This window comes from Micromonospora sp. H33 (assembly GCF_052068455.1).
In the GTDB taxonomy this organism is placed as follows: Bacteria; Actinomycetota; Actinomycetes; order Mycobacteriales; family Micromonosporaceae; genus Micromonospora.
Genome location: NZ_JBQHDE010000001.1, coordinates 381,151 through 406,000, shown reverse-complemented (window position 1 = coordinate 406,000; position 24,850 = coordinate 381,151). Strand labels below are relative to the sequence as shown.

Here is a 24,850-nt window from a genome sequence, read left to right as displayed (position 1 = left end):
CCGCGCTGAAACCCTGACCGGCCACCGGGAGAGGGACCGCCTCCCGGGCCGCTGAGAACGACGCTCCGGCCGTCGACCGCTGCTCGCGGTCGGCGGCCGTTTCTGTCGTTGTCGGACCCGTGGCGTCGTGCCGCAGGAGCCGCGCGGTTGCCCGCGGTCCGCCCATCAGCGTGGCCGCCCAGAGCTACCGTGGTCAAAGCGCCCGAACATGGGACATATCAATCCCCCTTCAGGCCGTCGTCGGGATCTGCCAGTAACAAGTTCTGTCCTTTCAACATGGGATCGATGTCTTGCTGAAATGAGTCCGCCTCGCTACAGTGACTCCACTCACACCTGGCCTCCGGGCAGTTACAGCGAGTCAGAACGCGTGGCGCACAGCGATCAGTAGCAGGGCGTCGCGGCAGTGGCGCTCACCGCGGATCAGCGAACTTCACGGAGACACTCGTTCCCGAAGGGATGGACACATGTCCGTACCGCAGTACCGGAAGGCTGCGGCGTTGGCGCTCGTGGCCGGCCTGGGGCTCAGCCTTGCGGCTTGCTCCACGAAGAGCGACGACGCGAACAACGATGCGAGCGGCAAGGTCACCATCACCGTCGACTGCCAGCCGGTCGGCGCCCAGAAAGAGCTGCTGCAGAACTGGAACGAGGATGTCGCCGAGTTCCAGCGGCAGAACACCGACATCGTCATCAAGAGCGTCAGCGTCGGCGAGCAGTGCAACAACCCGCCGGACTTCACCGCCCGCCTGGCTGGCGGCACGGTGACCGACGTGTTCTACGGGTACATGACCGACCTCCAGCAGGTGCTGGACTCCGGTCAGGCGATGGACATCACCGAGTACGCCAACAAGGACACGATCCCGACCTGGGACAGCGTCGACCCGGCGCTCAAGGAGGTGTTCAGCGACGGCGGCAAGCTCTACGGCGTCCCGGTGAAGAACTACTCGATGGGCCTGGTCTACAACAAGGTCCTGTTCCAGCAGGCGGGGCTCGACGTGAACAACCCGCCCAAGACGTGGCCCGAGGTCCGGGAGGCCGCCAAGAAGATCTCCGCGCTCGGCAACGGCATCGCCGGCTACGCGGAGTACAGCGCCGGCAACACCGGAGGCTGGCACTTCACCTCCCTGCTCTACTCGCAGGGCGGCCAGGTGCTGACCGCCGACGGCACGAAGGCCGACTTCAACAACGCGATGGGCAGGCAGGTCCTGCAGAACCTCAAGGACATGCGGTACGGCGACAACAGCATGGGCAGCCGCCAGCTGCTGCAGTGGGGCGACCTGCTGACCAACGCCGCCGCGGGCAAGGTGGGCATGTTCATCGGCGCACCGGACACCACCCAGGCGATCGTCAGCCAGTTCCAGGGCAAGTTCCAGGACTGGGCGATGGGACCGCTGCCCGGCCAGGACGGCAAGGCGTTGGGGACGCTCGGTGGTGGCGAGGGCTACTTCTTCAAGAAGGGCCTCTCCCCGGAGCAGGTCAAGGCCGGTCTGAAGTGGATCGCCTACCAGAAGCTGACGCCGGGCAAGGGCCAGCTCGACTACGTCCGGGCCAAGCCGCAGAACTACCCCGTCGGCCTGCCCCAGCCACTGCTCTTCGCCAACGGCAGCGACGCGCAGAAGCAGGAACTCGAGTTGCGCAAGGCCAACGCGAACGTCGACACCGCGAACTTCGCGATCTTCGAGGCGAACCCGGTGCCGATCAAGGGTGAGCCGCGCAACGCGCAGGCGGTCTACGCGGTGCTCGACGCGGCGATGTCCGGGGTGCTGACGAACCCGAACGCGAACATCGACGCGTTGCTCAAGACGGCCGAAGGCAAGGTCAACCAGCTCCTCGCCGCCGAGAGCTGATCCGTTCGGGTGGGGGCCGGCACGCCGGCCCCCACACCGTCCGCGCCGCACCGTCCGGTCACTGACTCACCAGGAGTTGCCTTGGCGATCACCTCTGCCCCGGGGACCATCAGAGCAACCGGTCGCCCCGTGTCGCCGTCCCCGGCCGGGCCGCGGCGTACGAGCGTCGCCCGCAAGGTACGGGACAACCTCACCGGGCACACGTTCCTGATCGGTGCGGTGCTCTGCTTCGTGGTCTTCTCCTGGTACCCGATGGTCCGCGGCATCGTCATGAGCTTCCAGCGCACCCGGCGCGGCGAGACCACCTGGGTCGGCTGGGACAACTACGTACGGATCCTCGACGACCCCAGCTTCTGGACCGCCTGGAAGAACACCTTCTACTTCACGGTCCTCGCGCTCGTCCTCGGGTACGCGGTGCCGTTCTTCGTGGCGATCCTGCTGAACGAGTTCCGCCACGCCAAGGGGTATCTGCGGATCCTGGTCTACCTGCCGGTGATGCTGCCGCCGGCCTCGGCACTCTTCCTCTTCAAGTTCTACGCGTACGACCCCAGCGAGGCGGGGCTCTTCAACGCGATCCTCAAGGCCCTGCACCTGCCGACATCGCAGTGGATGCAGTCCCCTGAGATGACCATGCCGGCGATGGTGATCGCGTCGACCTGGATGAACATGGGCAGCGCCGTGCTGATCTACCTGGCGGCGCTGCAGAACATCCCCGGTGAGCTCTACGAGGCGGCCGAGCTCGACGGTGCGGGGATCTGGCGGCGGATCCTGCACGTGACCATCCCGCAGACCCGGCTGATCCTCGCGCTCCTGGCGATGCTGCAGATCGTCGCCACCATGCAGCTCTTCATCGAGCCTCTGATCCTCGCCAACGGCGCGGGCGCGGAGGACTCGGCGACCTCGGTGGCGTACCTCATCTACCAGCACGGGTTCTTCCAGAACGACCTCAACGGCGCCGCGGCGCTCGGCGTGATCATGCTCGTGGTGCTGGCCGGCTTCTCCGCCGTCTACGTGCGGCTGACCGCGAAACAGGACTAGGACGGGACAACCCATGGCACAGGACTCCGGGACCCGGACCCTCATCTCCCAGGCCCAGCTCAGGCGGGGGCGCGGCAGGGCGATCTACTGGATGGTGCTGGCGATCGTGATCATCGGGTTCACGCTCGTCTTCCTCGGCCCGCTCTACTGGATGGTCACCGGCGCGCTCAAGTCCGGCCAGGAGATCGCGCAGACGCCACCGTCGCTGTTCCCGCAGGACCCGCAGTGGCAGAACTACGTCGACGCGTGGAACAACCTGGACCTCGCCAAGCTGCTGTTCAACACGTTCTACTACGCGGCCGGCGCGGTGCTGTTCCAACTCGTCCTCGACACCGCCGCGGCGTACTCCCTGTCGAAGCTTCGACCGATCTTCGGCAACGTGATCCTCGGCCTGATGCTGGCGACGCTGATGATCCCGGCGATGGTCCTCATCGTCCCGCAGTACGTGACGGTGATCGACCTGCCGATCCTGCACATCAGCCTGCTCGACTCACCGTTCGCGATCTGGCTGCCGCTGGTCGCCAACGCGTTCAACATCTTCCTGCTGAAGCGCTTCTTCGACTCGATCCCGGACGATCTGATGGCGGCGGCCCTCATGGACGGGGCGACGCCGCTGCGCACGCTCTGGTCGATCATCCTGCCCATGTCGCGCCCGATCCTCGGCGTGGTCTCGATCTTCGCCGTGACCGCGGTCTGGAAGGACTTCCTCTGGCCGAAGCTGGTCATGCCGTCGCCCGAGACCCGGACCGTCAGCGTCGGCATTTACGCCTTCGCCGGTGGTACGCCGATGAACGTGGTGATCGCCGCGTCGGTGATCGCCGCGATACCGACCGTCATCATCTTCCTGATCTTCCAACGCAACATCATGTCCGGGCTGACCACCGGAAGCCTCAAGGGATAGCCCGGACGGGGCCCGACGTATCGACGCAGAAAGCAGGTGCTCGTGTCCACAGCAGACGATCGTCCGTGGTGGCGTGGAGCGGTGATCTACCAGGTGTACCCACGTAGCTTCGGCGACGGCAACGGTGACGGCATCGGCGACATCGCCGGTATCCGGTCCCGGCTGGGCTACCTGTCCGCGCTCGGCATCGACGCGATCTGGTTCAGCCCCTGGTACCCCTCCCCGATGGCTGACGCAGGCTACGACGTGGCCGACTACCGCGACATCGACCCGGTCTTCGGCACGCTGGCGGAGGCGGAGTCGCTGATCGCGGAGGCACACGCGTTCGGCATCAGGACCATCGTCGACGTGGTGCCGAACCACTGCTCCGACGCGCACCCCTGGTTCCAGGCGGCCCTCGCCGGCGGGCCGGGCGCGCCCGAGCGGGACCTCTTCTGGTTCCGCCCGGGCCGGGGTCCGGACGGCGACCAGCCCCCCACCGACTGGGTCGGCGAGTTCGGCGGTCCGACCTGGACCCGGACCACCAATCCGGACGGCACCCCCGGCGACTGGTACCTGCACCTCTTCGCCCCGGAACAGCCGGACTTCAACTGGGACCATCCGCGGGTGCGCGCCGAGTTCGAGGACATCCTGCGGTTCTGGTTCGACCGCGGGGTGGACGGCATCCGGATCGACTCGGCCGGGCTGCTGGTCAAGGACTCGACGCTGCCCGAGATCCTGCCGGAGCAGCCGCACCCGTTCCACGACCTCGACGGGGTGCACGAGATCTACCGGGACTGGCGGCGGGTCGCCGACGCGTACCCCGGCGACCGGGCCCTGATCGGTGAGGTGTGGCTGCCGGACCGGCAGCGGTTCGCCAACTACCTGCGCCCGGACGAGCTGCACGCGGCGTTCAACTTCGACTTCCTCGGCTGCGCCTGGGACGCCGCCGCGCTGCGCGAGAGCATCGACGGCACGCTGACGGCCCACGCGCCGGTCGAAGCGCCCGCCACCTGGGTGCTCTCCAACCACGACGTCACCCGGCACGTCACCCGGTACGGCCGCGCGGACACCACGTTCAGCTTCGCGGCGAAGCGGGAGGGGATCCCGACCGACCTGGAGCTGGGCACCCGCCGGGCCCGGGCCGCCGCGCTGCTGTCACTGTCACTGCCCGGTGCCGCCTACGTCTACCAGGGCGAGGAGTTGGGTCTCTGGGAGGTCGAGGACATTCCGTACGAGCTGCGCCAGGATCCGATGTGGGAACGCTCGGGTCGGATCGACCCGGGTCGGGACGGCTGCCGCGTCCCGCTGCCCTGGTCCGGCGAGACGCCCCCGTTCGGCTTCAGCCCGGACGGCGCGACCACGACGCCCTGGCTGCCCCAGCCGGCGGACTGGAAGGACCGGACCGCCGCCGCACAGGCCGGCGACGGGCGTTCGATGCTGGAGCTGTACCGGGCCGCCATCGCCGTCCGTCGGGCCGACCCGGCGCTCGGCGACGGCGGGATGACCTGGCTGCCCGCCCCGGACGGAGTGCTCGCGTTCCGGCGTGATCCCGGCTTCACCTGCCTGGTCAACCTCTCCACGACGGCGGTGCCGCTGCCGCCGTACACCGAGCGGCTGCTCGCCAGCGGGCCGCTCGACGACGACCTGCTGCCGCCGGACACCGCCGTCTGGCTGCGTACCCCCGAAACAGCGCTGGCGACCTGACCCGCCCCGCGACTGATTCCACCGCGGCGCACGCCCACCCGAGGAAACAGGAGGTACGACACCGTCGCGCCGGACCGCGTGGGGCGGTCCGTTCCACCATCCGCACGGAACCCACCACACCCCGCACACGCTTCTCCACGTCCCGGAAGAAGGTGTAACCCCACCATGTCCAGATTCCGTACCCGACTGGTCGCGATGCTCGCCGCGCTCGGCCTGGCCGTCACGGCGGCGCCCGCACCCCCGGCGCTCGCCGCCGGCGGCCCGAACCTCGCCGCCGGCCGCCCCACCACGGCCAGCAGTGTCAACGGCCCGTACGCCGCGGCCAACGTCACCGACGGCAACGCCGGTACCTACTGGGAGAGCAGTGGCGCCTTCCCGCAGTGGGTGCAGGTCGACCTGGGCTCCGCCATCTCGGTCGACGAGGTCCGGCTCAAGCTGCCCGCCGGCTGGGAGGCACGGACCCAGACGCTCGCGGTGCAGGGCAGCAGCGACGGCAGCGGCTTCAGCACCATCGTCTCCTCCGCCGGACGGTCGTTCAGCCCGGCCGGCGGCAACACCGTCACCATCGGCTTCCCGGCCACCAGCACCCGATTCGTCCGGGTGGCGGTGACCGCGAACACCGGCTGGCCGGCCGCCCAGCTCGCCGAGCTGGAGGTGTACGGCGCCGCCACCTCCTCGACCAACCTCGCGCTCGGTCGGACGATGGCCGCCAGCGGCCACGCCGACGTCTACGCCCCGGCCAACGCCAACGACGGCAACCCGGGCACGTACTGGGAGAGCCGGAACAACGCCTTCCCGCAGTGGCTCCAGGTCGACCTGGGCGCCGCGGTGAGCGTCAACCGGCTGGTGTTGAAGCTGCCCAGCGGTTGGGAGGCACGGACCCAGACCCTCACCGTGCAGGGCAGCACCACCGGCTCGACCTTCGGCACCCTGGTCGCCTCCGCCGGGTACGCCTTCACCCCGGGCGCGAACAACACCGTCACGATCTCCTTCACCGCGGCGACCACCCGCTACCTGCGCCTGCTCTTCACCGCCAACACCGCCTGGCCCGCCGGACAGATCAGCGAGTTCGAGGTGTACGGCCCGGCCACCGGCGACACCCAGCCGCCGTCCGCGCCGACCAACCTCGCCTATACCGAGCCCGCCGGCGGGCAGATCCGGCTGACCTGGTCGGCGTCGACGGACAACGTCGGAGTGACCGGGTACGACGTCTACGCCAACGGCGTCCTGCGTACCAGCGTCGGCGGCGGCACGCTGACCTTCACCGACACCCAGCCGGCCGGCGCCACCGTCACCTACCACGTCCGGGCGCGCGACGCCGCGGGCAACGAGTCCGCCAACAGCAACACGGTGACCCGGACCGGCAGCACCGGCGACACCATGGCGCCCACCGCGCCCGGCAACCTCGCCCACACCCAACCGGCGGCCGGCCAGATCCGGCTGACCTGGACGGCGTCCACGGACAACGTCGGGGTCACCGGCTACGACGTCTACGCCAACAACGCCCTGCGTGGCAGCGTGAACGGGTCCACCCTGGCGTACACCGACACGCAGCCGGACACGGCCACCGTCTCGTACTTCGTCCGGGCACGGGACGCCGCCGGGAACGTCTCGGCCACCAGCAACACGGTGACCCGCACCGGCAGCACGCCGGGCGGCAGCAACCTGGCCGTCGGCAAGCCGGCCACCGCCTCCTCGACGGTGCACGTGTTCACCGCCGCCAACGCCGTCGACGACGACGTGACCACCTACTGGGAGGGCGCGCCGGGCGCGTACCCGAGCACCCTCACCGTCGCGCTCGGCGCCAACGCGACCGTCAGCGCCGTCGTCGTCAAACTGAACCCGGACCCGGCCTGGGGCCCGCGCACCCAGACCTTCCAGGTGCTCGGCCGGGAGCAGTCGGCGAGCGGCTTCACCACGCTGGTCGGCTCGGCGACCTACTCGTTCAGCCCGGCCAGCAGCAACAGCGTGACCATCCCGGTCTCCGCGACCGCGGCGGACGTCCGGCTCCAGTTCAGCGCCAACACGGGCGCGCCCAACGGGCAGGTCGCCGAACTCCAGGTCATCGGCACCCCGGCACCCAACCCCGACCTGGTCGTCACCGGCGTCACCCACGCCCCGGCCGCGCCGGTGGAGACCGACCAGATCACCCTGTCCGCCACCGTGCGCAACGCGGGCACCGCGCCCTCGGCCGCCACCACCGTCGGCTTCCACCTGGGTACGACCACCGTCGGCACGGCGCCGGTCGGTGTCCTGGCGGCCGGCGCCTCCGCGACCGTCTCCACCACCATCGGCCCCCGCAACGCCGGCAGCTACGAACTCGCCGCCACGGTGGACCCGGGGAACACGGTGATCGAGCAGGACGAGGCGAACAACCGGCACACCAGCTCCTCCGCCCTGACCGTCAGCCCGGTGGCCAGCTCCGACCTGGTCGCCTCCGCGGTGACCTGGTCGCCCGGCACACCGAGCGCCGGCGCGACGGTCAGCTTCGCCGTCACCCTGCGCAACCAGGGCACCGTCGCCTCGGCGGGCGGAGCCCACGGCATCACCCTGACCGTGCTCAACGACGCGGGCAGCGTGGTCCGGACCCTGACCGGTTCGTACACCGGCACCATCGCCGCCGGCGCCATCGCCGGCCCGGTCAACCTGGGTACGTGGACCGCGGCCAACGGCCGGTACACGGTCCGGGTGGTGCTCGCCGACGACGCCAACGAACTGCCGGTGAAGCGGGCGAACAACACCAGCGAGCGACCGCTGTTCGTCGGCCGCGGCGCGAACCTGCCGTACGACATGTACGAGGCGGAGGAAGGCACCCTCGGCGGCGGGGCGCAGGTGGTCGGGCCGAACCGCACCATCGGTGACCTCGCCGGCGAAGCGTCCGGGCGGCGGGCGGTGACGCTCAACGGCACCGGCGCGTACGTCGAGTGGACCACCAAGGCGGACGCCAACGCCCTGGTCACCCGCTTCTCCATCCCGGACGCCCCGGGCGGCGGCGGCATCGACGCCACGCTGAACATCTACGTCAACGGTGTCCTGCACAAGCCGATCAACCTGACCAGCCGGCACATCTGGCTCTACGGCGCCGAGGCCAGCCCCAGCGACTCGCCGAGCGCCGGCCCGCCCCGGCACATCTACGACGAGGCGAACGTGCTGCTGAACTCGACCATCCCCGCCGGCAGCCGGATCCGGTTGCAGAAGGACCCGGCCAACACCACCACGTACGCCATCGACTTCGTCAACCTGGAGCAGGTCGCACCCCGGGCCAACCCCGACCCGGCCCGGTACGTGGAGCCGACCGGCTTCAGCCACGCCGACATGCAGAACGCGTTCGACCGGGTCCGGATGGACACGAGCGGCACCCTGGTCGGCGTCTACCTGCCCGCCGGCACGTACGAGACCGCCCAGAAGTTCCAGGTGTACGGCAAGCCGGTGCAGGTCGTCGGCGCGGGCATGTGGTTCACCCGCTTCCGGACACCGACCAGCCAGCGGAACACCGATGCCGGCTTCCGGGTGGAGCCCTCGGCGAGCGGGTCGTCCTTCTCCCACCTGGCCTTCTTCGGCAACTACACCGTCCGCCAGGACGGGCCGGGCAAGGTCTGGGGCGAGCTGAAGGACGTGGACAACCTGACCCTCGACAACGTCTGGGTCGAGCACACGGTCTGCGCGTACTGGGGGGTGAGCGTCAGCGGGCTGACGATCACCAACAGCCGGTTCCGCAACACGTTCGCCGACGCGGTGAACATGACCAACGGCAGCACCAACAACCGCGTCGCCAACTCGGAGGGGCGATCCAACGGCGACGACGCGTTCGCGCTGTTCTCGGCGACCGACCAGGGAGCCACCACCGGCAACCACGGCAACGTCTTCGAGAACCTCACCGCCACGCTGACCTGGCGGGCGGCGGGAATCGCGGTGTACGGGGGCCACGACAACGTGTTCCGCAACCTGTACATCGCGGACATGCTCACGTACTCCGGCATCACGATCAGCTCGCTGGACTTCGGCTACCCGTTCATCGGGTTCGGGGCCAGCCCGCCCACCCGGTTCGAGAACATCTCGCTCGTCCGGGCCGGCGGCCACTTCTGGGGCGCGCAGACCTTCCCGGCGATCTGGGTCTTCTCGGCGTCGAAGGAGTTCCGCGGCATCCGCGTCTCGGACGTGGACATCGTCGACCCCACGTACTCCGGGATCATGTTCCAGACCAAGTACACCGGGAGCCAGCCGGAGAACCCGATCACCGACACCGTCTTCACGAACGTGTCGATCACCGGTGCGCGCCGCAGCGGTGACGCCTTCGACGCCAAGTCGGGCTTCGGCATCTGGGTCAACGAGATGCCGGAGGCGGGTCAGGGGCCGGCGGTCGGGTCGGCCACCTTCACGAACCTGCGGTTGAGCGACAACTGGCAGGACATCCGCAACACCACGACAACCTTCACCATCCACCGCAACTGACCGTGGCTGAGGGGCGCCGTCGGGAAGCCGCTTCCCGACGGCACCCCTCTCTGGTGAAAGCGGGCTCCTCCACGTGCCTACTGCGTTGCCGCTCCGGCGGCCCGCGTTGCTTCGGCGACTAGTTCGGTGAGCGGCACCTCGCGGTCGGTCAGCCGGTCCGGCGAGATCCGTGCCCGCTGCCGGACCAGCGTCTGGAGGTCGTCGTTGACGTCCCAGACGTTGGCGTTCATCGCCGCGCAGACGACCTGATCGCGTAGCCAGAACGCGAGGAACTCTCCCGAGGCGGGGTCGCCGCGGAACACGACCGCGTCCCAGTCCGGGCAGTGGCCGGCGTACTCCATGCCGAGGTCGTACTGGTCCGAGAAGAAGTACGGGATGCGGGCGTAGGGCTGGTTCACACCGAGCATGTTGGCTGCGGCGGTCGCGCCCTGGTTGAGGGCGTTCGCCCAGTGCTCGACGCGCAGCCGGGCCTCGAACAGCGGGTGCCAGGCGCGGGCGATGTCCCCGGCTGCGTACACGTCGGGGTGACTGGTCTGGAGGAACTCGTCGGTGAGGACTCCGTTGTCGACGGCGAGCCCGGCGTCGGCGGCGAGCGCGGTGCGCGGCGTGGCTCCGATGCCCACGACCACCAGGTCGGCGGCGAGGCGCTGGCCGCTGGTCGTGACGACCGCTTCGACGTGACGGTCTCCGTGCAGTGCCACCACACTGTCACCGAGGTGCAGTGCGACTCCGTTACGGGCGTGCAGTGCCCGATAGACCTCGCCGACCTCGCGACCCAGGACCTGCTCCAGTGGCACGGTGGCGGTATCGAGCAACGCGACGGGCAGCCCCCGGCGGCGCAGTGAGGCGCCGACCTCGGCACCGATCCATCCGGCGCCGATGATGACCACCGACGTTGCGGTGTCGGCCGCCGCGGACAGGGCGTCGGCGTCGGCCAGGGTGCGCAGGTAGTGCACCCCGGGCAGCTTCGCGCCGGGTACGGTCAAGCGCCGCGGTTCGGAGCCGGTCGCCAGGAGCGCCTTGTCGTAGCGGAGGGTCGTGCCGTCGCTCAGGGTCATGGTGTGAGCAGCCGGGTCGAGGCCGGTCACCGTCGTGGCGGTGCGCAGCTCGATGGCGTGTCGGGCGTAGAAGCCGTCTTCGTGCACGAACACCGAGTCCACGCCGGCTTCACGCGTGAGGTAGTTCTTGGACAGCGGTGGCCGTTCGTACGGGCGCACCGGCTCCGCGCCGATGATCAGGATCCGCCCGTCGAACCCGCGGTCGCGCAGTGCCTCGGCCGCCTTGGCACCGGCGAGCCCTCCACCGACGATGACGAATGTCTGCGTGCTGGTCATGGCTCTCCTTCCCGAGATTCGATCGATGATGGTCAGCACCGTACGCCGGTGAGGGCGAAGAATTCAGCCCGCGTGGCGGCGTGATCGCGGTGCAGACCGAGCAACGCCGAGGTGACCGTCCGGGCTCCGGTGGAGCGGACGCCGCGCAGCGACATGCAGAGATGTTCGGCTTCCAGCACCACGGCAACGCCCTTGGCGCGCAGGTTCTGCTGGAGGCAGTTGGCGATCTGCTGGGTCAGGCGTTCCTGCACCTGCAGGCCGCAGGCGAAGTGCTCGACGACGCGTGCCAGCTTGGACAACCCCACGATCCGCTCGCCTGGCAGGTAGCCGATGTGCGCGGATCCGTGGAAGGGCAGCAGGTGGTGCTCGCACAACGAGCGGAACGGGACCGCCCGGACCAGCACGAGTTCGTCGTAGCGGTCGTCGTTGGGGAACGTTGTGAGGTTGAACGGCTCGGGGCTGAGCAGTTCGGCGTAGGCGGCAGCCACCCGGCGTGGAGTGCCGAGCAGGTGTTCCGATTCGATGTCCTGTCCGAGGGCTCGCAACAGGTCTCGGACGGCGTCGGCGGCGGCGTCCACGTCGATGGCAGTGACGTCACGGGCAAGCCGAAGATGCGGCGCCCGGAACGCCACGTCGTCGTCGTGTTCCCTCGTCGAGGCGGTGCTGGTCATGACGTCTCCCGACGGCTTGGTGACCGCTGGCCGCGCCGATCCGCGGCCAGCGGTGAACCGGTGGTGAGCTGAGGTCATCGGCGGCCGAGGAACCTGGTGGCATCGACCGCGGTGGCGAGGCGGGCGAGGGTGAGGGCACCGAGCAGCAGACCGAAGTCGCGCAGGGCAACGTCGTAGAAGTTGCCCAGCAGCAGCAGATTGACGATGATGCCGCCGAGCCACGCGGCCACGAGATAACCGCCGAAGCGCGGGAGCACCGCTACCGCGATGCCGGCGACGATTTCGATGACGCCGACCGCGAGCATCGCCTGGTGCGCCGAGCCGGGCACTAGGCGGTCGATCGCGGGAGCGAGGTAGCCGTCCCAGTCGGTCAGCAGACCGGCGAACTTGTCCAGGCCGAACAGGATCGGCGCGACGGTGAACCCGATTCGCAGCAGCCAGAAGGCCTGGACCACCGGGTCTGTCCGCACCTGCCTGGCGATGTCGGAGGAACCCTGTCGTGCGGCGGTGTTGGTCATGGCGAACCCCTTCTAACGGGTAGTTGGTTAGACGTTAGAGGGCGAAATCTTCTTACGTCAATAGCCGTGTCTGTTAGAGTGGTGGATGATGAGGGCCGGGGGAGGTGAGGGATGTCCGAGGACTTCGCGGCCGACGTGGCCAGCGTCGCGGCGTTGAGCGAGCCGGTGCGCCGTCAGCTGTACAGCTACGTCGTCTCGCAGGCCGAGCCGGTCAACCGGGAACAGGCCGCGGCAGCGGTTGGCGTGGCCCATCACGTAGCCAAGTTCAACCTCGACCGGCTCGTCGCCGACGGATTGCTCGACGTGGAGTACCGGCGGCCGCCCGGCCGCGGCGGCCCTGGAGCGGGCCGGCCCGCCAAGCTCTACCGCCGAGCGGACCGCGAGATCTCGGTGACGCTGCCCGAGCGCCGGTACGACCTTGCGAGCCGCGTCATGGCCGAGACGATCACCATCGCCGTCCGGGACCGCCTCGCCGTCGATGAAGCCCTTCGGCGGGCGGCCACAGCCATCGGCCGCCGCCTCGGCCAAACCCCAGACGACCTGGACGGCATGCCGCCGGTTGAGGCGGTCAACACGGTACTGGCGCGCAACGGGTACGAACCGCACTGCGTCGCCGACCGCACCCTCCTCGCCAACTGCCCCTTCCACAGCCTCGCCAAGGACTACACCCAGCTGGTCTGCGGCATGAACCTGGACCTGATAACCGGACTGCTCGACGAACTCGGCCCCGGCGACCGGTGCGCCCGGCTGGACCCCGGACCCGGCAGATGCTGCGTCACCATCGACGCCGCATGACGTTGCCACCCGCGGGCCCACGGACCGTCGATCGGACGGGCTCGGCGTTGCGATACCGTCAAGGCGCCCACACCGGCGTCGAGCAGTCCGCGTCCGCCGGCTGGCGATGGTCCATAGGGCGCCCCACGAATCCAGGGAGATACCGATGCCGGAGCTTGAGCCCGATCCCGACCGCCACGCCGAGGACGCCGACACGCCAACCACGGCCGAGACCGAGACCGACGAGCCTGCCGTTTACGCAAATCGGGCTGCCCGACGCGCGAAGGGCAAGGTCGCCTCGCCTCAACCGTATGCAAAGGGTCAGCACCTCGGCGGCCGAGGCTCGGTCCAGAGCCCGCGCCAGTGGGGTAACCGCCGAAGCGGCTGATCCGTTGGTGGAGCCTTCGTCGGCACACGACTCCCGGTGGTCCGCAGCGATGGTGGCGGGGGAGCAGCGCGTTGTAGTGCATGACGTATTCGGCCAGGGTCGTCAGTAGTGCCGGGGGTAGTAGATCAGGAGCCCGCCGAGGCACTCGTGCCGTACCGTGCGCACCCGTCTCTCGCGTACGCCCGGGGCGCTTGGGGCATGCACGATGTCGATGCGGAGTGCGAAGTCATACTCCGCCGGGATGGCGATCACTGCCGATGGCGCCCCTCGCCTCGTAGGGCGAGCGCTACCCTTCCACCGCTCTCTTGAGCGCCACGACATGACCCCGCGGTCTACCGTCGCGACACCCATGAACCAAGCCGGAGAGGCCATCACGATGAGCAAGCCGATCGATTACGACGCACCGCGCCGACCCGCCGCTGAGGTTGAAGACGACAGCCTGGAGGAACTCAAGGCGCGCGGCGCGGCGTCGCAGTCAGCGAGAGTCGACCTCGACGAGGCCGAGGCTGCCGAGAACTTCGAGTTGCCCGGCGCGGACCTGTCCGGCGAGGAACTGACCGTGGCGGTCGTGCCGATACGGCCGGACGAGTTTCGATGCGTGCGCTGCTTCCTGGTGCACCACCGCAGTCAGCTCGCCGCGCAGCCCGACGGCCGGGAGGTCTGCCAGGAGTGCTCCTGACGTCCCACTGTCAGGGCGTCAGTTCCCGCCACTCCGGGCGACCACCCAGCCATGCGTCGGCGAGGATCGCCGCAGAGGCCCGACTCGGACAGGCATGTAGCTTCGACCGGCCTGCGATGCCGCCGGTCTGCGCCTCTACTTCCCATCGCTGGCCGTCGGTGCGGATGTAGACGTCGCGACGCCCCCGCGAACTCCGGTCCCCGTTCCACCAGTGACGCTCGATTCTCACCTGCTGACCGTATAACACGACTGCGGAAAGACGAACCATAATGATCTTGGGAAGACGGTCGGTGTGATCGGGAAACCACGAATTGTGGGCCGACGCGACGATGTATGCGGGGCAAGGCCGAGTGGCGGTCCACCGCCGCCGCCCCATCCGGTGGTCCGGTCGTGGAGACGTGCATCCACCTGCACAGGACGTCGGTACCTGTGAGGCGTCGAACCGACACGCGTGGTAGCCCTTACCGGCTGGGCTCCGTGTCGTCGTGATGCCTAACGAGCGGCGATGGGCGCGGTCGTCGGCTTCCGATCGGCGTCACCCTCGACACGGAACGGGGTGCGCAGGCGGGTCATCGCGGCCGAACCTACGTCGACGGCAGGTGTGTGGTCGAAAGGCGCATCTGCTCCCGGTACTTCACGGAACAAATTCGAGTCACGCCCGGTTACATCAGTCAACAGCTGCTCCAAGTTTGCGCGCCAACGCGCGACTCACCCGCTCGCACATGCAAGCCGGGTGCGGAAATGAGCGGGGCGGGCACGCCGGGGGCGTTGGATCCGTCTCGCTCGGTCCGCCGAACCCTAACCCAAAAAGCCATCGTGTACGGCTTGGGCCCGGGGTGCGGGTAGATTGATCAACCAGTCCGCCGGTTCCGACCACGGCCTGCATCTGATGTCGACCACCACGCGCCGCGACCAATCGGTCAGCGCCGTGCAGGGCGGCCCCTTCCACGTTCGGAGACTCCCATGGCGGCACGCCGCCCCAGCAAGACACCCCTTGTCACACCCACCTCCTTCGCCGACCTCGGCGTGCCCGGCCGCCTGGTCGCCGCGCTCGAGCAGGCGGGCATCAGCGCGCCATTCCCGATCCAGGCCGCGACCCTCCCGGATTCACTCGCCGGACGCGACGTGCTGGGTCGTGGCAGGACGGGATCGGGCAAGACATACGCCTTCGCTCTCCCGGTCCTCGCCCGGCTCTCGGCCGCCACGTCTCCGCGGCTGCCCGGCCGCCCGCGCTCGCTCATCCTGGCGCCCACTCGCGAGCTGGCGACCCAGATCGAAGCGACGATCGCACCGCTGGCCACCGCGCTGTCGCTGCGGACCTTGACGATCTTCGGTGGGGTGAGCGCCCGGCCACAGGTCGGTGCACTGCGTGCCGGGGTCGATATCCTCATCGCCTGTCCCGGCCGGCTCGCCGACCACGTGTCGACCGGCCACGCGATCCTCGACGCCGTCGAGGTCACGGTGCTCGACGAGGCGGACCACATGGCCGACCTGGGCTTCCTGCCGGTCGTACGGCGACTCCTCGACAAGACGCCGCCCCGCTCCCAGCGGCTGCTGTTCTCGGCGACGCTCGACGCGGGCGTCGACGTCCTCGTGCGGCGGTACCTGTCCAACCCAGTCACCCACAGCGTCGACTCGGCGATGTCCCCGGTCGCCGCGATGACCCACCACGTGCTCCGGGTGCGTCACGATGACCGGCTCCCCGTCCTGATCGACCTGACGGCCGCCCCGGGGCGCACGCTCGTATTCACCCGCACCAAGCGGGGCGCCAAGAAGCTGACCAGTCAACTGGTCGCCTCGGGCGTGCCCGCCGTGGAGCTGCACGGCAACCTGGCGCAGAACGCCCGTACCCGCAATCTGGCGGCGTTCTCCGCCGGCGACGCCCGCACGCTTGTCGCGACCGACATCGCGGCGCGCGGTATCCACGTCGACGACGTTGCTCTCGTGATCCACGCCGACCCGCCCGCCGAGCACAAGGCATACCTGCACCGCTCGGGGCGGACCGCGCGTGCCGGAGCGAGCGGCACCGTCGTCACCCTGATGACCGACGACCAGGTCACCGACGTGCGCGACCTCACCCGCCAGGCCGGCATCAACCCGACGATCACCCGGCTTGGGCCCGGTGACTCGCTGCTCACCGAACTCGCCCCGGGTGAGCGCCGCTTCGTGACGCCTCCCGTAGCGACGGCGGCGCCGCATCACGGACGAGGGCACACCGCCACGCGGCGCCCGGATCCCCGCACAGCGACGGGCGGATCGACCGCCAGCGCAGTGCGCGGGAGAGGCTCGGAAAGTCGTCGGGCGGGTGCCGCGGGAACCACGTCCGCGCCACGGGGCGCGGCGGCGTTCTCATCCGGCACGCGGATTGGTAGCCGGCGCGGTCAGCGCTGACAGCGAAGACACCGCACTGGCGGCGCGCCCGTGCTAGCCTCACCGGGTTGTAACCTTCGGTTTGTCGCATACTTTGCCAGCGCCTGGTGGGTATCTAACCCGCCAGGCGCTTTTTGTTCTGCCGGTTCTTCCAGACCAGCAGCGGCGACGACCGAGGGCCCGTACCTGCTCCATCAGCTACTCAGAGGAGAAGACATGGCTTTCGGCACAGTCAAGTGGTTCAACGCGGACAAGGGCTTCGGCTTCATCGCGCAGGATGGTGGGGGCGCTGACGTCTTCGCCCACTTCTCCGCCATCTCATCGAGCGGGTTCCGCAGCCTGGACGAGAACCAGCGGGTCGAGTTCGACGTCGAGCAGGGCCAGAAGGGCCTTCAGGCCGCCAACATCCGTTTGGTCTGACGTTGACTCCGCCATACCGTGGCGACGAGGCTTCGCCCGTCGCCACGGCGGTGGCTGAGACCCGGAGCAGCGGGCGGCTGGCACCGGTGAGCACACGCGGTACTCCTGGGTACTCGTGGGCACCCGGTGGCAGGTAGGCTGGGCCCTCGCGCCCTCGTAGCTCAGGGGATAGAGCATCGGTTTCCTAAACCGTGTGTCGCAGGTTCGAATCCTGCCGGGGGCACCAGGTCCCATCCTTGATCACCAATCATCTGCCCCCTCCGGGGGCTTCCGTGCCCGTTGCATGCCGGGTCGTGCCCGTCCAAGCTCATCCGGCGGCCTGGACCGAAGCGCGAAGCGCCTCGCCGTCGTTACGGGCATAGAGGTCGTGGGCATCCAGCCGCCCGTTCGCTCCTCGCGCTCCCTTTGCCGCTGGCCGGGAGACGTTGAACTGCCATGGCTGGGCGGCGAGCACGATAGGCAGGGGCATGAACGGAGAAGGTTCGGCCAAACGAGTCGCCGACAAGTCGCGAAAGCTTACCGAGGGGGATGACCTCTTACGGGGGACGGCGGAGCAGAAGCTGGGGGGCTTCTACGCGATCGCGTTTGGCGCCACACTGTTGGCCTGGGATGTTGCGTTCGCCTTCGGCACGCACCGGACCATCTTCTACTACCGGCGGCAGGACCTGTTCGTGCTGTCCCTCGTCGTGCTCCTGAGCGCTCTCCTCCTACGCCGCCGGGTGCACACCCACTCTTGGGTGCTGCTCTTCTTCCTGCCCCCGATTGGGCTCTGGCTGCTACGCCTCGCCGTGCCGCGCCCCTTCGGGGCCGTGGCTCAGACCGCTGATCACGTGCTGAGCGTCGCTACCGTCGCGGTGGTGCCGTTCGTCGCGGCCATCGTCGTCCGGTTACTCGCACCCAACTACTTCACCCTCCCGGGCCGCCGCCTCAAGGTCATCCTGGCGGCGATCGTCACCACCGTGGCGCTGATCGGCTTCCTCGTCGGCCACTTCAATGACCGCTTCCTCACGTGTGAAGAGTTCATCGTGGCCGGTGCAGATCCTGCCCCGCGCTGCGCGCACCGCGCGGAGCGGTAGGTCGTCCCACGACGCGACGGCGAGGAGGCGCCCGGGGCTGCGGGATCTGTTGGAGACCGCGGTCAGGGTGAGGGAGCCGACCCCCTGAACCCTTGACCTCAACCGTGGTTCAGGTTGTCGGATCGGATCATGCACGCGATCCGGCTCCACGAATTCGGTCCCGCCGAGAATCTCGTCCTGGACGAACTGCCCGACCTCACGCCCGGCCCGGGCGAGGTACGCCTCGCCGTCGAGGCGAGCGGCGTACACCTGCTCGACACCACCCTGCGGCGCGGCGAGGCCGGCGGTCCGCTCCCGCTGCCCGAGCTGCCCACCATCCCCGGCCGTGAGGTCGCCGGGATCGTCGACGCCCTCGGGCCCGGCGCTGACGACAACTGGTTGGGTCGACGGGTGGTGGCCCACCTCGGCATGGTCCCCGGCGGGTACGCCGAGCAGGCGGTGACCGCCGTCGGGACGCTGTTCCCTGTACCCGAGGGGCTGACCTTCGCCGAGGCGGTGGCCGCGGTCGGCACGGGCCGGACCGCTCTCGGCATCGTCGAGCTGGAACGGCCGGCGGCGGACGACGTGGTCCTCGTCCCGTCGGCCGCCGGCGGTGTCGGGTGGTTGCTGGTCCAGGCCGCGCGGCACGCCGGGGCCACGGTGGTGGCGGCCGCACGCGGCGCGGAGCGGACGGCGGCGCTGGACGGCCTCGGCGCACACCTCGTGGTGGACTACGGGCGCCCGGACTGGGCGGACCGCGTACGCGAGCGGTTCGGCGGCGTGACCCTGGTGTACGACGGGGTCGGCGGCGCGGTCGGCCGGGCGGCCCTGGAGCTGCTGAATCCGGGTGGGCGGTTCATGATGTTCGGCTGGTCGGCCGGCGAGGCGACCCGGATCGAGACCGCCGACCTGATCGGGCGCGGTCTCACCGCCGGGTGGCTGGGGCAGCGGATGCGCGCCCTGCCCGGCGGGATCCCCGGTCTGGCCGCCCGATCACTGGAGCTGGCCGGCCGTGGCTGGTGGCGGCCGCTGGTCACGACGTACCCCCTGGCGGACGCGGCCCGGGCGCACGCGGACCTGGAGGGGCGCCGGGCGCTCGGCAAGGTGGTGCTGACCGTGCCGCGGTGACCCGGCTGGCGGTTGCGACGTGGACCTCTCCTGAGCCGGCCGAGGCCTCCCGCCGCCCGGGTCAGCACGACCGGGCGGCGGGACGACGCGTCGTACGGACGGCCGTCAGAGTGCCGCGCGGAGCGCCTCGGCCAGGGTGGTCGGGCGACGGCCGATCAGCCGCTCCAGGTCGTCGCCGGCGACCTCCAGCTCACCGGCGGCGGCACCCCGGTCGCCGTCGGCGAGCACCTCCGCGTACGGCTGGGGGAGACCCGCGCCGACCAGGACCTCCGTGTACTTCTCCACCGGCAGGTCGGTGTAGCCGACCTGCCGGCCCGTCTGCCGGGACAGATTCTCGGCGAACTCGGTCATGGTGAATGGCGCGCCGCCCAGCTCGTACGTCCGGCCGGCGTGCCCCTCGGTGGTGAGCACCGCGGCGGCGGCCTCCGCGTAGTCGGCGCGGGCGGCGGCGCTGATCCGGCCGTCACCGGCTGCGCCGGTCACCCCGTACTCCAGGTACGTGGGGATCTGCGGCAGGTAGTTCTCGAAGTACCAGCTGTTGCGCAGGAAGACGTACGGCAGGCCGGACGCGGCGATCTCCTGCTCGGTGCCCCGGTGGTCCACGGCCAGGATGAGGCTGGAGGTGTCCGCCTTGGGGATGCTGGTGTAGGCGATGAGCTCGACGCCGGCCTCCTCGGCGGCGGCGACCACGTTGCGCGCCTGCTCGACCCGACGGCCGATTTCGTTGCCGGAGACGAACATCAGCTTCGTCGCCCCGGCGAAGGCGGTGCGCAGCGAGTCGGGGTCGTTGTAGTCGGCCTGCTGGACGGTGACGCCGCGCGCGGCCAGGTCGGCGAGGCGGCTGGTGTCCCGGCCGAGCGCCACGACCTGGTCGGCCGGTACGCCCCGGTCCAGCAGCGAGGTGACGATGAGGCGGCCCAGGTGGCCGGTGGCCCCGGTGACGACGATCGACATCTGAGGAACTCCAGTGTTGTGAGGCGGGGTCTGACGTACGTCTCCAACCGGAACAACCTGCCGTCACTTCCCGTTGGAGAGTAGGCACCTTGAAGTGCGTGACGCACCTGCGGGAGAGTGTGGAGATGGAGTCGGACGTCTACAGCCGGAAATGTGGCAGTCGCCAGGTGCTCGACCGCATCGGCGACCGGTGGAGCGTGCTGGTGGTGCTCACTCTTGCCGAGGGCACGAAGCGGTACGGCGAGTTGGCCCAGCGGATCGAGGGGGTGAGCCAGAAGATGCTCACCCAGACCCTGCGCGCGCTGGAACGCGACGGCCTGGTCACCCGTACCGTGTACGCCAGCGTGCCGCCCCGGGTCGACTACGCACTCACCGACCTGGGCCGGAGCCTGCTCGACCTGGTCGCTGGGCTGGGGTCCTGGGCCACCACGCACCTCGCGGAGGTGGAGGCGGCCCGCGCCCGCTACGACGCCCGCTGAGGACGGCCTCCGGGCTGGACAGAGCACCGATGTAACGAAATTCGGCCCGAAGGCGCTGCGCCCGCCGTCCGCGCGATTCCTGTCCCCCCGGGAATAGGCTTCCTTCTAACGACGGCGTGGCCGCAACGGCTCAGGCCGTCACATGTGCCGGAGGTCGGACGCGATCGAGGGGGCGCGTCCGGCATCGGTACGCATCCTGCTTCTCCCTCGCGTCGGTTCAGGGGCCGGCGCAGGCCGCCGGTCCACCGGACCGGCCACAGGGACGCGGTGGCGGCCGGCGGGACCATCGCCGGCCGCCGCCGCGCGTCCAGGGTGGGCGAGCCGCCCCGTGCCGGCTCAGCCCGCCGAGAGCTGCTCGGCTCGGCTGATCACGTGGTCGATGAGGCCGTACGCGCGGGCCTGGTCGGCGGTGAACCACCGGTCCCGGTCCCAGTCCTGCTGGATCTCGTCGACGCTGTGCCCGCTGTGCCGGGCGATCAGCTCCTGCATCGTCCGCTTCACGTGCAGCATGTTCTGCGCCTGGATGGTGATGTCGGCGGCGGTGCCGCCCATGCCGCCGGACGGCTGGTGCATCATGATCCGCGCGTGCGGCAGCGCGTACCGCTTGCCCGCCGTCCCCGCGCAGAGCAGGAACTGCCCCATCGAGCCGGCCATGCCCAGCGCCAGGGTGGCCACGTCGTTGCGGACGAACCGCATCGTGTCGTACACGGCCATCCCCGCGCTCACCGAGCCGCCCGGCGAGTTGATGTAGAGGCTGATGTCCCGGTCCGGGTCCTCGGCGGCCAGCAGCAGGATCTGCGCGCAGATCCGGTTGGCCGATTCGTCGGTCACCTCGGTGCCGAGGAACACGATCCGCTCCTTCAGCAGCCGCTCGAACACCTGGTCGCCGAAGCTCCGCTGCCCCTCGTCGAACATCCTGATCATCACATGCGACCTCCACCGTGCCGGCGGGCGACCGCACCGCCCGGGGGACCGGCGCTTCCAGCCTGCGCGGGCCGGTGAGCGAACCCCAGCGTTTCTGCCGGCGGCAGATCGGCCCAGAGCAGAAGCGACCCGGCCACGGGCCCGTGTCGACGTCACAGCCCGGCTTCGCCGGGACTTCGACACAGGCCCTATCGCGCGGCGAGCCGGCGCCGGCCCGTCCGGGCCCGCCGTCGCGCCAGCATCCTGGCGGTACGCGCACCGGGGCGGCCGGTCGGCGCGGAGGGGATCAACCGGACCCGCAGCCCGGACGTGGTGAGCGGTGTGCCGGCCCAGCCGGCCAGCCCGCCGGTGAGGTCGGGCCCGATCGTGCCCGGTGTGCCGGCGACGTGGAGCAGCCGCTCGGGGGACCTCGTCGGGAGGGGGAGCGCGCCGCCGACCGGCACCGGACGGGCCGTGTACGCGGTCGGGCCGTCGGCGTGGAACCCGATCCGCACGCGCGGGCCGGCGGACTCGGCGCGCGAGAGCGGCACCCGGTCGAACCGGGCCGGCGCGGAACCCACCGGCTCGTGCCGCTCCACGCGACGCAGGTCGTCGCGCGCCTCCTCTAGCAGGTCGGACAGGCGGATGCCCAGCGCCCGGCAGATCGCCGCCAGCACCTCGGACGACGCCTCCTTGCGCCCGCGCTCGATCTCCGACAGGTACGGCATGGAGACCCCGGCGGCCTGGGCCACGTCGCGCAGCGTGCGGCCCTGCCGCTGGCGCAGCCGGCGCAGCACGCCGCCGATCACTCGTCGCAGCAAGGACATGCTCCGCCTCGCTCTCGCGGTCGTCGTCCGAGGACACTCCCATCATGCCTGGCCGGCCGCCGCCGCGACGTCCCACCGCCCCGGCGTGCGGATCACCGCTCACCCGCTATGTTGTGGGCGTGCAGGCGACAGCGGAGTCCGGGCAGGGCGAACGGTGATCCACTTTCCGGCGCAACGGCGCGACCCGCTGAGCGCGCTGAGCCTGCGGCTGGCCGGGGCCCTCGGCCTGGTCCTCGGGACCGTGGCGGTGGTCTGGTTCGACCGGGACGGGTACCGCGACGTCAACGAGGACGGTCTGACCCTCCTCGACTGCTTCTACTACGTGGTGGTCTCCCTCTCCACCACCGGGTACGGCGACATCACCCCCGTCAGCCCGTCCGCCCGACTGGTCAACGTCCTCTACATCACGCCCGCCCGGGTGATCTTCCTGATCATCCTGGTCGGCACCACCCTGGAAGTCCTGACCGAGCAGTACCGGACCGGCCGTCGCCTGTCGCGGTGGAGGAGAACCGTGAAGGACCACGTCATCATCTGCGGCTACGGCACCAAGGGCCGCAGCGCGGTCTCCGCCCTGCTGGAGAACGGGTTCGACAAGTCCCGGATCGTCGTGGTCGAGCGCAGCGGTGGCGCGCTCCGGCAGGCCACGGCGGCCGGCCTGGTGGCGATCGAGGGGTCGGCGACCCGTTCGGCGATCCTGAACGAGGCGCACGTCCGCACCGCCAAGGCGGTGATCATCGCGACCGACAGCGACGACGCGTCGGTCCTGGTGGCGCTGACCGTCCGGCAGCTCACCGCGGGGCAGGTGCGGATCATCGCCGCCGCCCGCGAGGCGGAGAACGCCCCGCTGCTGAAGCAGAGCGGCGCCCACCACGTGATCGTGTCGTCGGCGACGGCGGGCCGGCTGCTGGGCCTGTCCACGTCGGCGCCGCCGCTGATCGACGTCGTGGAGGACCTGCTCACCCCCGGTCAGGGCATGGCGCTGGCGATGCGCTCGGCGGAGCGGCACGAGGTCGGCAAGTCCCCGCGCGAGCTGGACACCCTGGTCATCGCCCTGGTCCGGCGGGGCAAGGTGGTCACCCTGGCCGACAAGGCGGGCGCGGTGATCGAGACCGGCGACATGCTCGTGCACGTCCGCGACGACCGCCCGACGTCCACCACGCCGGTCCCCTGACCAGGTCGCCGGTCAGCAACCGTCCGCGGCCCCGGTCTGCTCGCTGATCGCTTCGCTGCACGTGGCCGGCGCCGTCCCGGTGGCCGCACGCCGGAGCAACTCGTAGAGCGTGTCGCGCTCGGCCGGGTCCAGTGCGCCGAGGACCTCGGCCTCGGCGCTGGCCAGCGCACACTCGGCCTCGCGAAGGCGTGCCTCCCCGGTCGTGGTGAGCTCCACGACGTGCCGCCGACGGTCCTCGGGTGAACGCCGCCGCTCGACCAGGCCCGCCGACTCCAACTCGTTGAGCAACCCGACGACGTTCGTCCCGTCCATCTCCAGGGTCCCGGCGAGGGCCTGCTGGCTGGTGCCGCCGCCCTCCCGCAGCACGGTGAGTGCCACCAGGTGACGGGGACGTAGACCGAGCGGGGACAGGGCCGACTCCGCCCGCAGCCGGATCCGCCGGGACAGATGGGCGAGGAGCGCTCCGGAACGGCGCTCCGAGCGGTCCACCGGCGGGGCAGGCATGTGATCCAGTTTACCCCGACCACTGACGATCTGCCTGCTATAAATGGTTGGTCTCTCACAAACGATCTGTGGAGGATTAACCAATGCCGCACCTGTTGCACATCGACTCGAGCATCCGTGGGGAGCACTCCGTGAGCCGGCGGCTCACCGCTCGCGCCGCCGCCGCCTGGCGAGCCGCCAACCCCGACGGCACCGTCACCTACCGCGACCTCGGCCGGGAGCCGCTGCCGCACCTGGACGAGGCCGGCGGCCTGGCCCGGATGGTGCCGGTCGAGCAGCACACCCCGGAGCAGCGCGCCTCGTGGGCGCTCAGCGAGCACCTGGTGGACGAGGTGAAGCGCGCCGACGCGATCCTGCTCGGGCTCCCGCTCTACAACTACGGCGCGCCCAGCAGCGTCAAGACCTGGGTCGACCACCTCATCGCGCCGGGCATCGCGTACGACCCGAGCAACGGCAGCGGCCTGCTGGGCGGCCGGGAGTTCATCGTGCTGGCCAGCCGGGGCGGCGGTTACGGCGCCGGCACCCCGCGGGAGGGCTGGGACCACGCCGAGCCCTGGCTCCCGCACGGCCTCTCGATGACCGGCCTGGAGCCGCGAATCATCACCGCCGAGCTCACCCTCGCCCCCGTGAACCCGGCGATGGCCGAGCTGCTCCCGCTGCACGAGCAGAGCCTCGCGGCGGCCGAGCGCACGATCGACGAGCTCTGGGTGCCGGCGTCCGCCGGCGTCTGACCGTCGCCTTTCCGTCCCCGCCG

Annotated in this window: 21 protein-coding genes and 1 tRNA gene; 15 read left to right on the top strand and 7 right to left on the bottom strand. The window is 70.2% G+C overall.

Annotated elements, in window-relative coordinates; genetic code table 11:
- The first annotated feature begins 464 nt into the window (after window positions 1–464).
- The 5 genes from ACTMS0_RS01915 (at window position 465) to ACTMS0_RS01895 (ending at window position 9,921) form a co-directional block, all read left to right on the top strand.
- The gene (locus ACTMS0_RS01915) at window positions 465–1,844 is read left to right on the top strand and encodes an ABC transporter substrate-binding protein (protein WP_441153322.1); all 1,380 of its coding nucleotides are present in this window, start codon (window positions 465–467) and stop codon (window positions 1,842–1,844) included.
- Window positions 1,845–1,925: 81 nt separating this feature from the next.
- Entirely contained in the window at window positions 1,926–2,882 is a 957-nt protein-coding gene (locus tag ACTMS0_RS01910) for a carbohydrate ABC transporter permease (RefSeq protein ID WP_441153321.1), read from the top strand.
- A 13-nt stretch (window positions 2,883–2,895) separates the two neighbouring features.
- Window positions 2,896–3,783: a carbohydrate ABC transporter permease gene (locus ACTMS0_RS01905; RefSeq protein WP_441153320.1), complete on the top strand. Its 888-nt coding sequence runs from the start codon at window positions 2,896–2,898 to the stop codon at window positions 3,781–3,783.
- A gap of 42 nt (window positions 3,784–3,825) precedes the next feature.
- The gene (locus ACTMS0_RS01900; protein ID WP_441153319.1) at window positions 3,826–5,469 is read left to right on the top strand and encodes a glycoside hydrolase family 13 protein; all 1,644 of its coding nucleotides are present in this window, start codon (window positions 3,826–3,828) and stop codon (window positions 5,467–5,469) included.
- A gap of 165 nt (window positions 5,470–5,634) precedes the next feature.
- Window positions 5,635–9,921: a discoidin domain-containing protein gene (locus ACTMS0_RS01895; RefSeq protein WP_441153318.1), complete on the top strand. Its 4,287-nt coding sequence runs from the start codon at window positions 5,635–5,637 to the stop codon at window positions 9,919–9,921.
- A gap of 77 nt (window positions 9,922–9,998) precedes the next feature.
- Here ACTMS0_RS01895 and ACTMS0_RS01890 read toward each other — a convergent pair whose 3' ends face one another.
- The 3 genes from ACTMS0_RS01890 to ACTMS0_RS01880 all read right to left on the bottom strand — a co-directional run bounded on the left by ACTMS0_RS01890 (window position 9,999) and on the right by ACTMS0_RS01880 (window position 12,444).
- Window positions 9,999–11,255: an NAD(P)/FAD-dependent oxidoreductase gene (locus ACTMS0_RS01890; RefSeq protein ID WP_441153317.1), complete on the bottom strand. Its 1,257-nt coding sequence runs from the start codon at window positions 11,253–11,255 to the stop codon at window positions 9,999–10,001.
- A 32-nt stretch (window positions 11,256–11,287) separates the two neighbouring features.
- Entirely contained in the window at window positions 11,288–11,926 is a 639-nt protein-coding gene (gene folE, locus ACTMS0_RS01885; protein WP_441153316.1) for a GTP cyclohydrolase I FolE, read from the bottom strand.
- A 74-nt stretch (window positions 11,927–12,000) separates the two neighbouring features.
- Window positions 12,001–12,444, bottom strand: a complete 444-nt coding sequence (locus ACTMS0_RS01880) for a hypothetical protein (protein ID WP_441153315.1) — start codon at window positions 12,442–12,444, stop codon at window positions 12,001–12,003.
- A gap of 111 nt (window positions 12,445–12,555) precedes the next feature.
- Between ACTMS0_RS01880 and ACTMS0_RS01875 the strand changes: the two genes are divergently transcribed.
- The 7 genes from ACTMS0_RS01875 to ACTMS0_RS01845 all read left to right on the top strand — a co-directional run bounded on the left by ACTMS0_RS01875 (window position 12,556) and on the right by ACTMS0_RS01845 (window position 19,258).
- Entirely contained in the window at window positions 12,556–13,239 is a 684-nt protein-coding gene (locus tag ACTMS0_RS01875) for a helix-turn-helix transcriptional regulator (protein ID WP_441153314.1), read from the top strand.
- A gap of 716 nt (window positions 13,240–13,955) precedes the next feature.
- Window positions 13,956–14,285, top strand: coding sequence for a DUF4193 domain-containing protein (locus ACTMS0_RS01870; RefSeq protein WP_441153313.1), 330 nt, complete (start codon window positions 13,956–13,958; stop codon window positions 14,283–14,285).
- Window positions 14,286–15,248: 963 nt separating this feature from the next.
- Window positions 15,249–16,676 (top strand): DEAD/DEAH box helicase, encoded by a 1,428-nt coding sequence (locus ACTMS0_RS01865; protein ID WP_441153312.1) that lies wholly within the window; start codon window positions 15,249–15,251, stop codon window positions 16,674–16,676.
- 195 nt (window positions 16,677–16,871) lie between these two features.
- On the top strand, window positions 16,872–17,075 hold the full coding sequence (locus ACTMS0_RS01860) for a cold-shock protein (RefSeq protein ID WP_210908447.1): 204 nt from the start codon (window positions 16,872–16,874) through the stop codon (window positions 17,073–17,075).
- A 150-nt stretch (window positions 17,076–17,225) separates the two neighbouring features.
- Window positions 17,226–17,301: transfer RNA gene (locus tag ACTMS0_RS01855), tRNA-Arg, on the top strand.
- 241 nt (window positions 17,302–17,542) lie between these two features.
- A complete protein-coding gene (locus tag ACTMS0_RS01850) occupies window positions 17,543–18,151 on the top strand; it encodes a hypothetical protein (protein WP_441153311.1) in 609 nt (202 codons plus the stop codon).
- Window positions 18,152–18,280: 129 nt separating this feature from the next.
- Entirely contained in the window at window positions 18,281–19,258 is a 978-nt protein-coding gene (locus tag ACTMS0_RS01845; protein ID WP_441153310.1) for a zinc-binding dehydrogenase, read from the top strand.
- 105 nt (window positions 19,259–19,363) lie between these two features.
- Here the strand turns inward: ACTMS0_RS01845 and ACTMS0_RS01840 are convergent, their stop codons facing one another.
- Complete coding sequence (locus tag ACTMS0_RS01840; protein WP_441153309.1) at window positions 19,364–20,212, bottom strand: SDR family oxidoreductase; 849 nt, start codon at window positions 20,210–20,212, stop codon at window positions 19,364–19,366.
- Between the two features lie 125 nt (window positions 20,213–20,337).
- On the opposite strand from ACTMS0_RS01840, the gene ACTMS0_RS01835 reads away from it, so the two are divergent.
- Complete coding sequence (locus ACTMS0_RS01835; RefSeq protein WP_441153980.1) at window positions 20,338–20,691, top strand: winged helix-turn-helix transcriptional regulator; 354 nt, start codon at window positions 20,338–20,340, stop codon at window positions 20,689–20,691.
- A 336-nt stretch (window positions 20,692–21,027) separates the two neighbouring features.
- Here ACTMS0_RS01835 and ACTMS0_RS01830 read toward each other — a convergent pair whose 3' ends face one another.
- Both ACTMS0_RS01830 and ACTMS0_RS01825 read right to left on the bottom strand, forming a co-directional pair.
- Entirely contained in the window at window positions 21,028–21,615 is a 588-nt protein-coding gene (locus ACTMS0_RS01830) for a ClpP family protease (RefSeq protein WP_441153308.1), read from the bottom strand.
- Window positions 21,616–21,803: 188 nt separating this feature from the next.
- Window positions 21,804–22,421: a helix-turn-helix domain-containing protein gene (locus tag ACTMS0_RS01825; RefSeq protein ID WP_441153307.1), complete on the bottom strand. Its 618-nt coding sequence runs from the start codon at window positions 22,419–22,421 to the stop codon at window positions 21,804–21,806.
- Between the two features lie 154 nt (window positions 22,422–22,575).
- Here ACTMS0_RS01825 and ACTMS0_RS01820 point away from each other — a divergent pair, with 154 nt between their 5' ends.
- Window positions 22,576–23,592 carry a potassium channel family protein gene (locus ACTMS0_RS01820; RefSeq protein WP_441153306.1) on the top strand — a complete coding sequence of 339 codons (1,017 nt, stop codon included), beginning with the start codon at window positions 22,576–22,578 and terminating at the stop codon, window positions 23,590–23,592.
- Window positions 23,593–23,604: 12 nt separating this feature from the next.
- Here the strand turns inward: ACTMS0_RS01820 and ACTMS0_RS01815 are convergent, their stop codons facing one another.
- Window positions 23,605–24,096 (bottom strand): MarR family winged helix-turn-helix transcriptional regulator, encoded by a 492-nt coding sequence (locus tag ACTMS0_RS01815; RefSeq protein ID WP_441153305.1) that lies wholly within the window; start codon window positions 24,094–24,096, stop codon window positions 23,605–23,607.
- A gap of 83 nt (window positions 24,097–24,179) precedes the next feature.
- On the opposite strand from ACTMS0_RS01815, the gene ACTMS0_RS01810 reads away from it, so the two are divergent.
- On the top strand, window positions 24,180–24,827 hold the full coding sequence (locus tag ACTMS0_RS01810) for an FMN-dependent NADH-azoreductase (RefSeq protein WP_441153304.1): 648 nt from the start codon (window positions 24,180–24,182) through the stop codon (window positions 24,825–24,827).
- Window positions 24,828–24,850 lie beyond the last annotated feature (23 nt).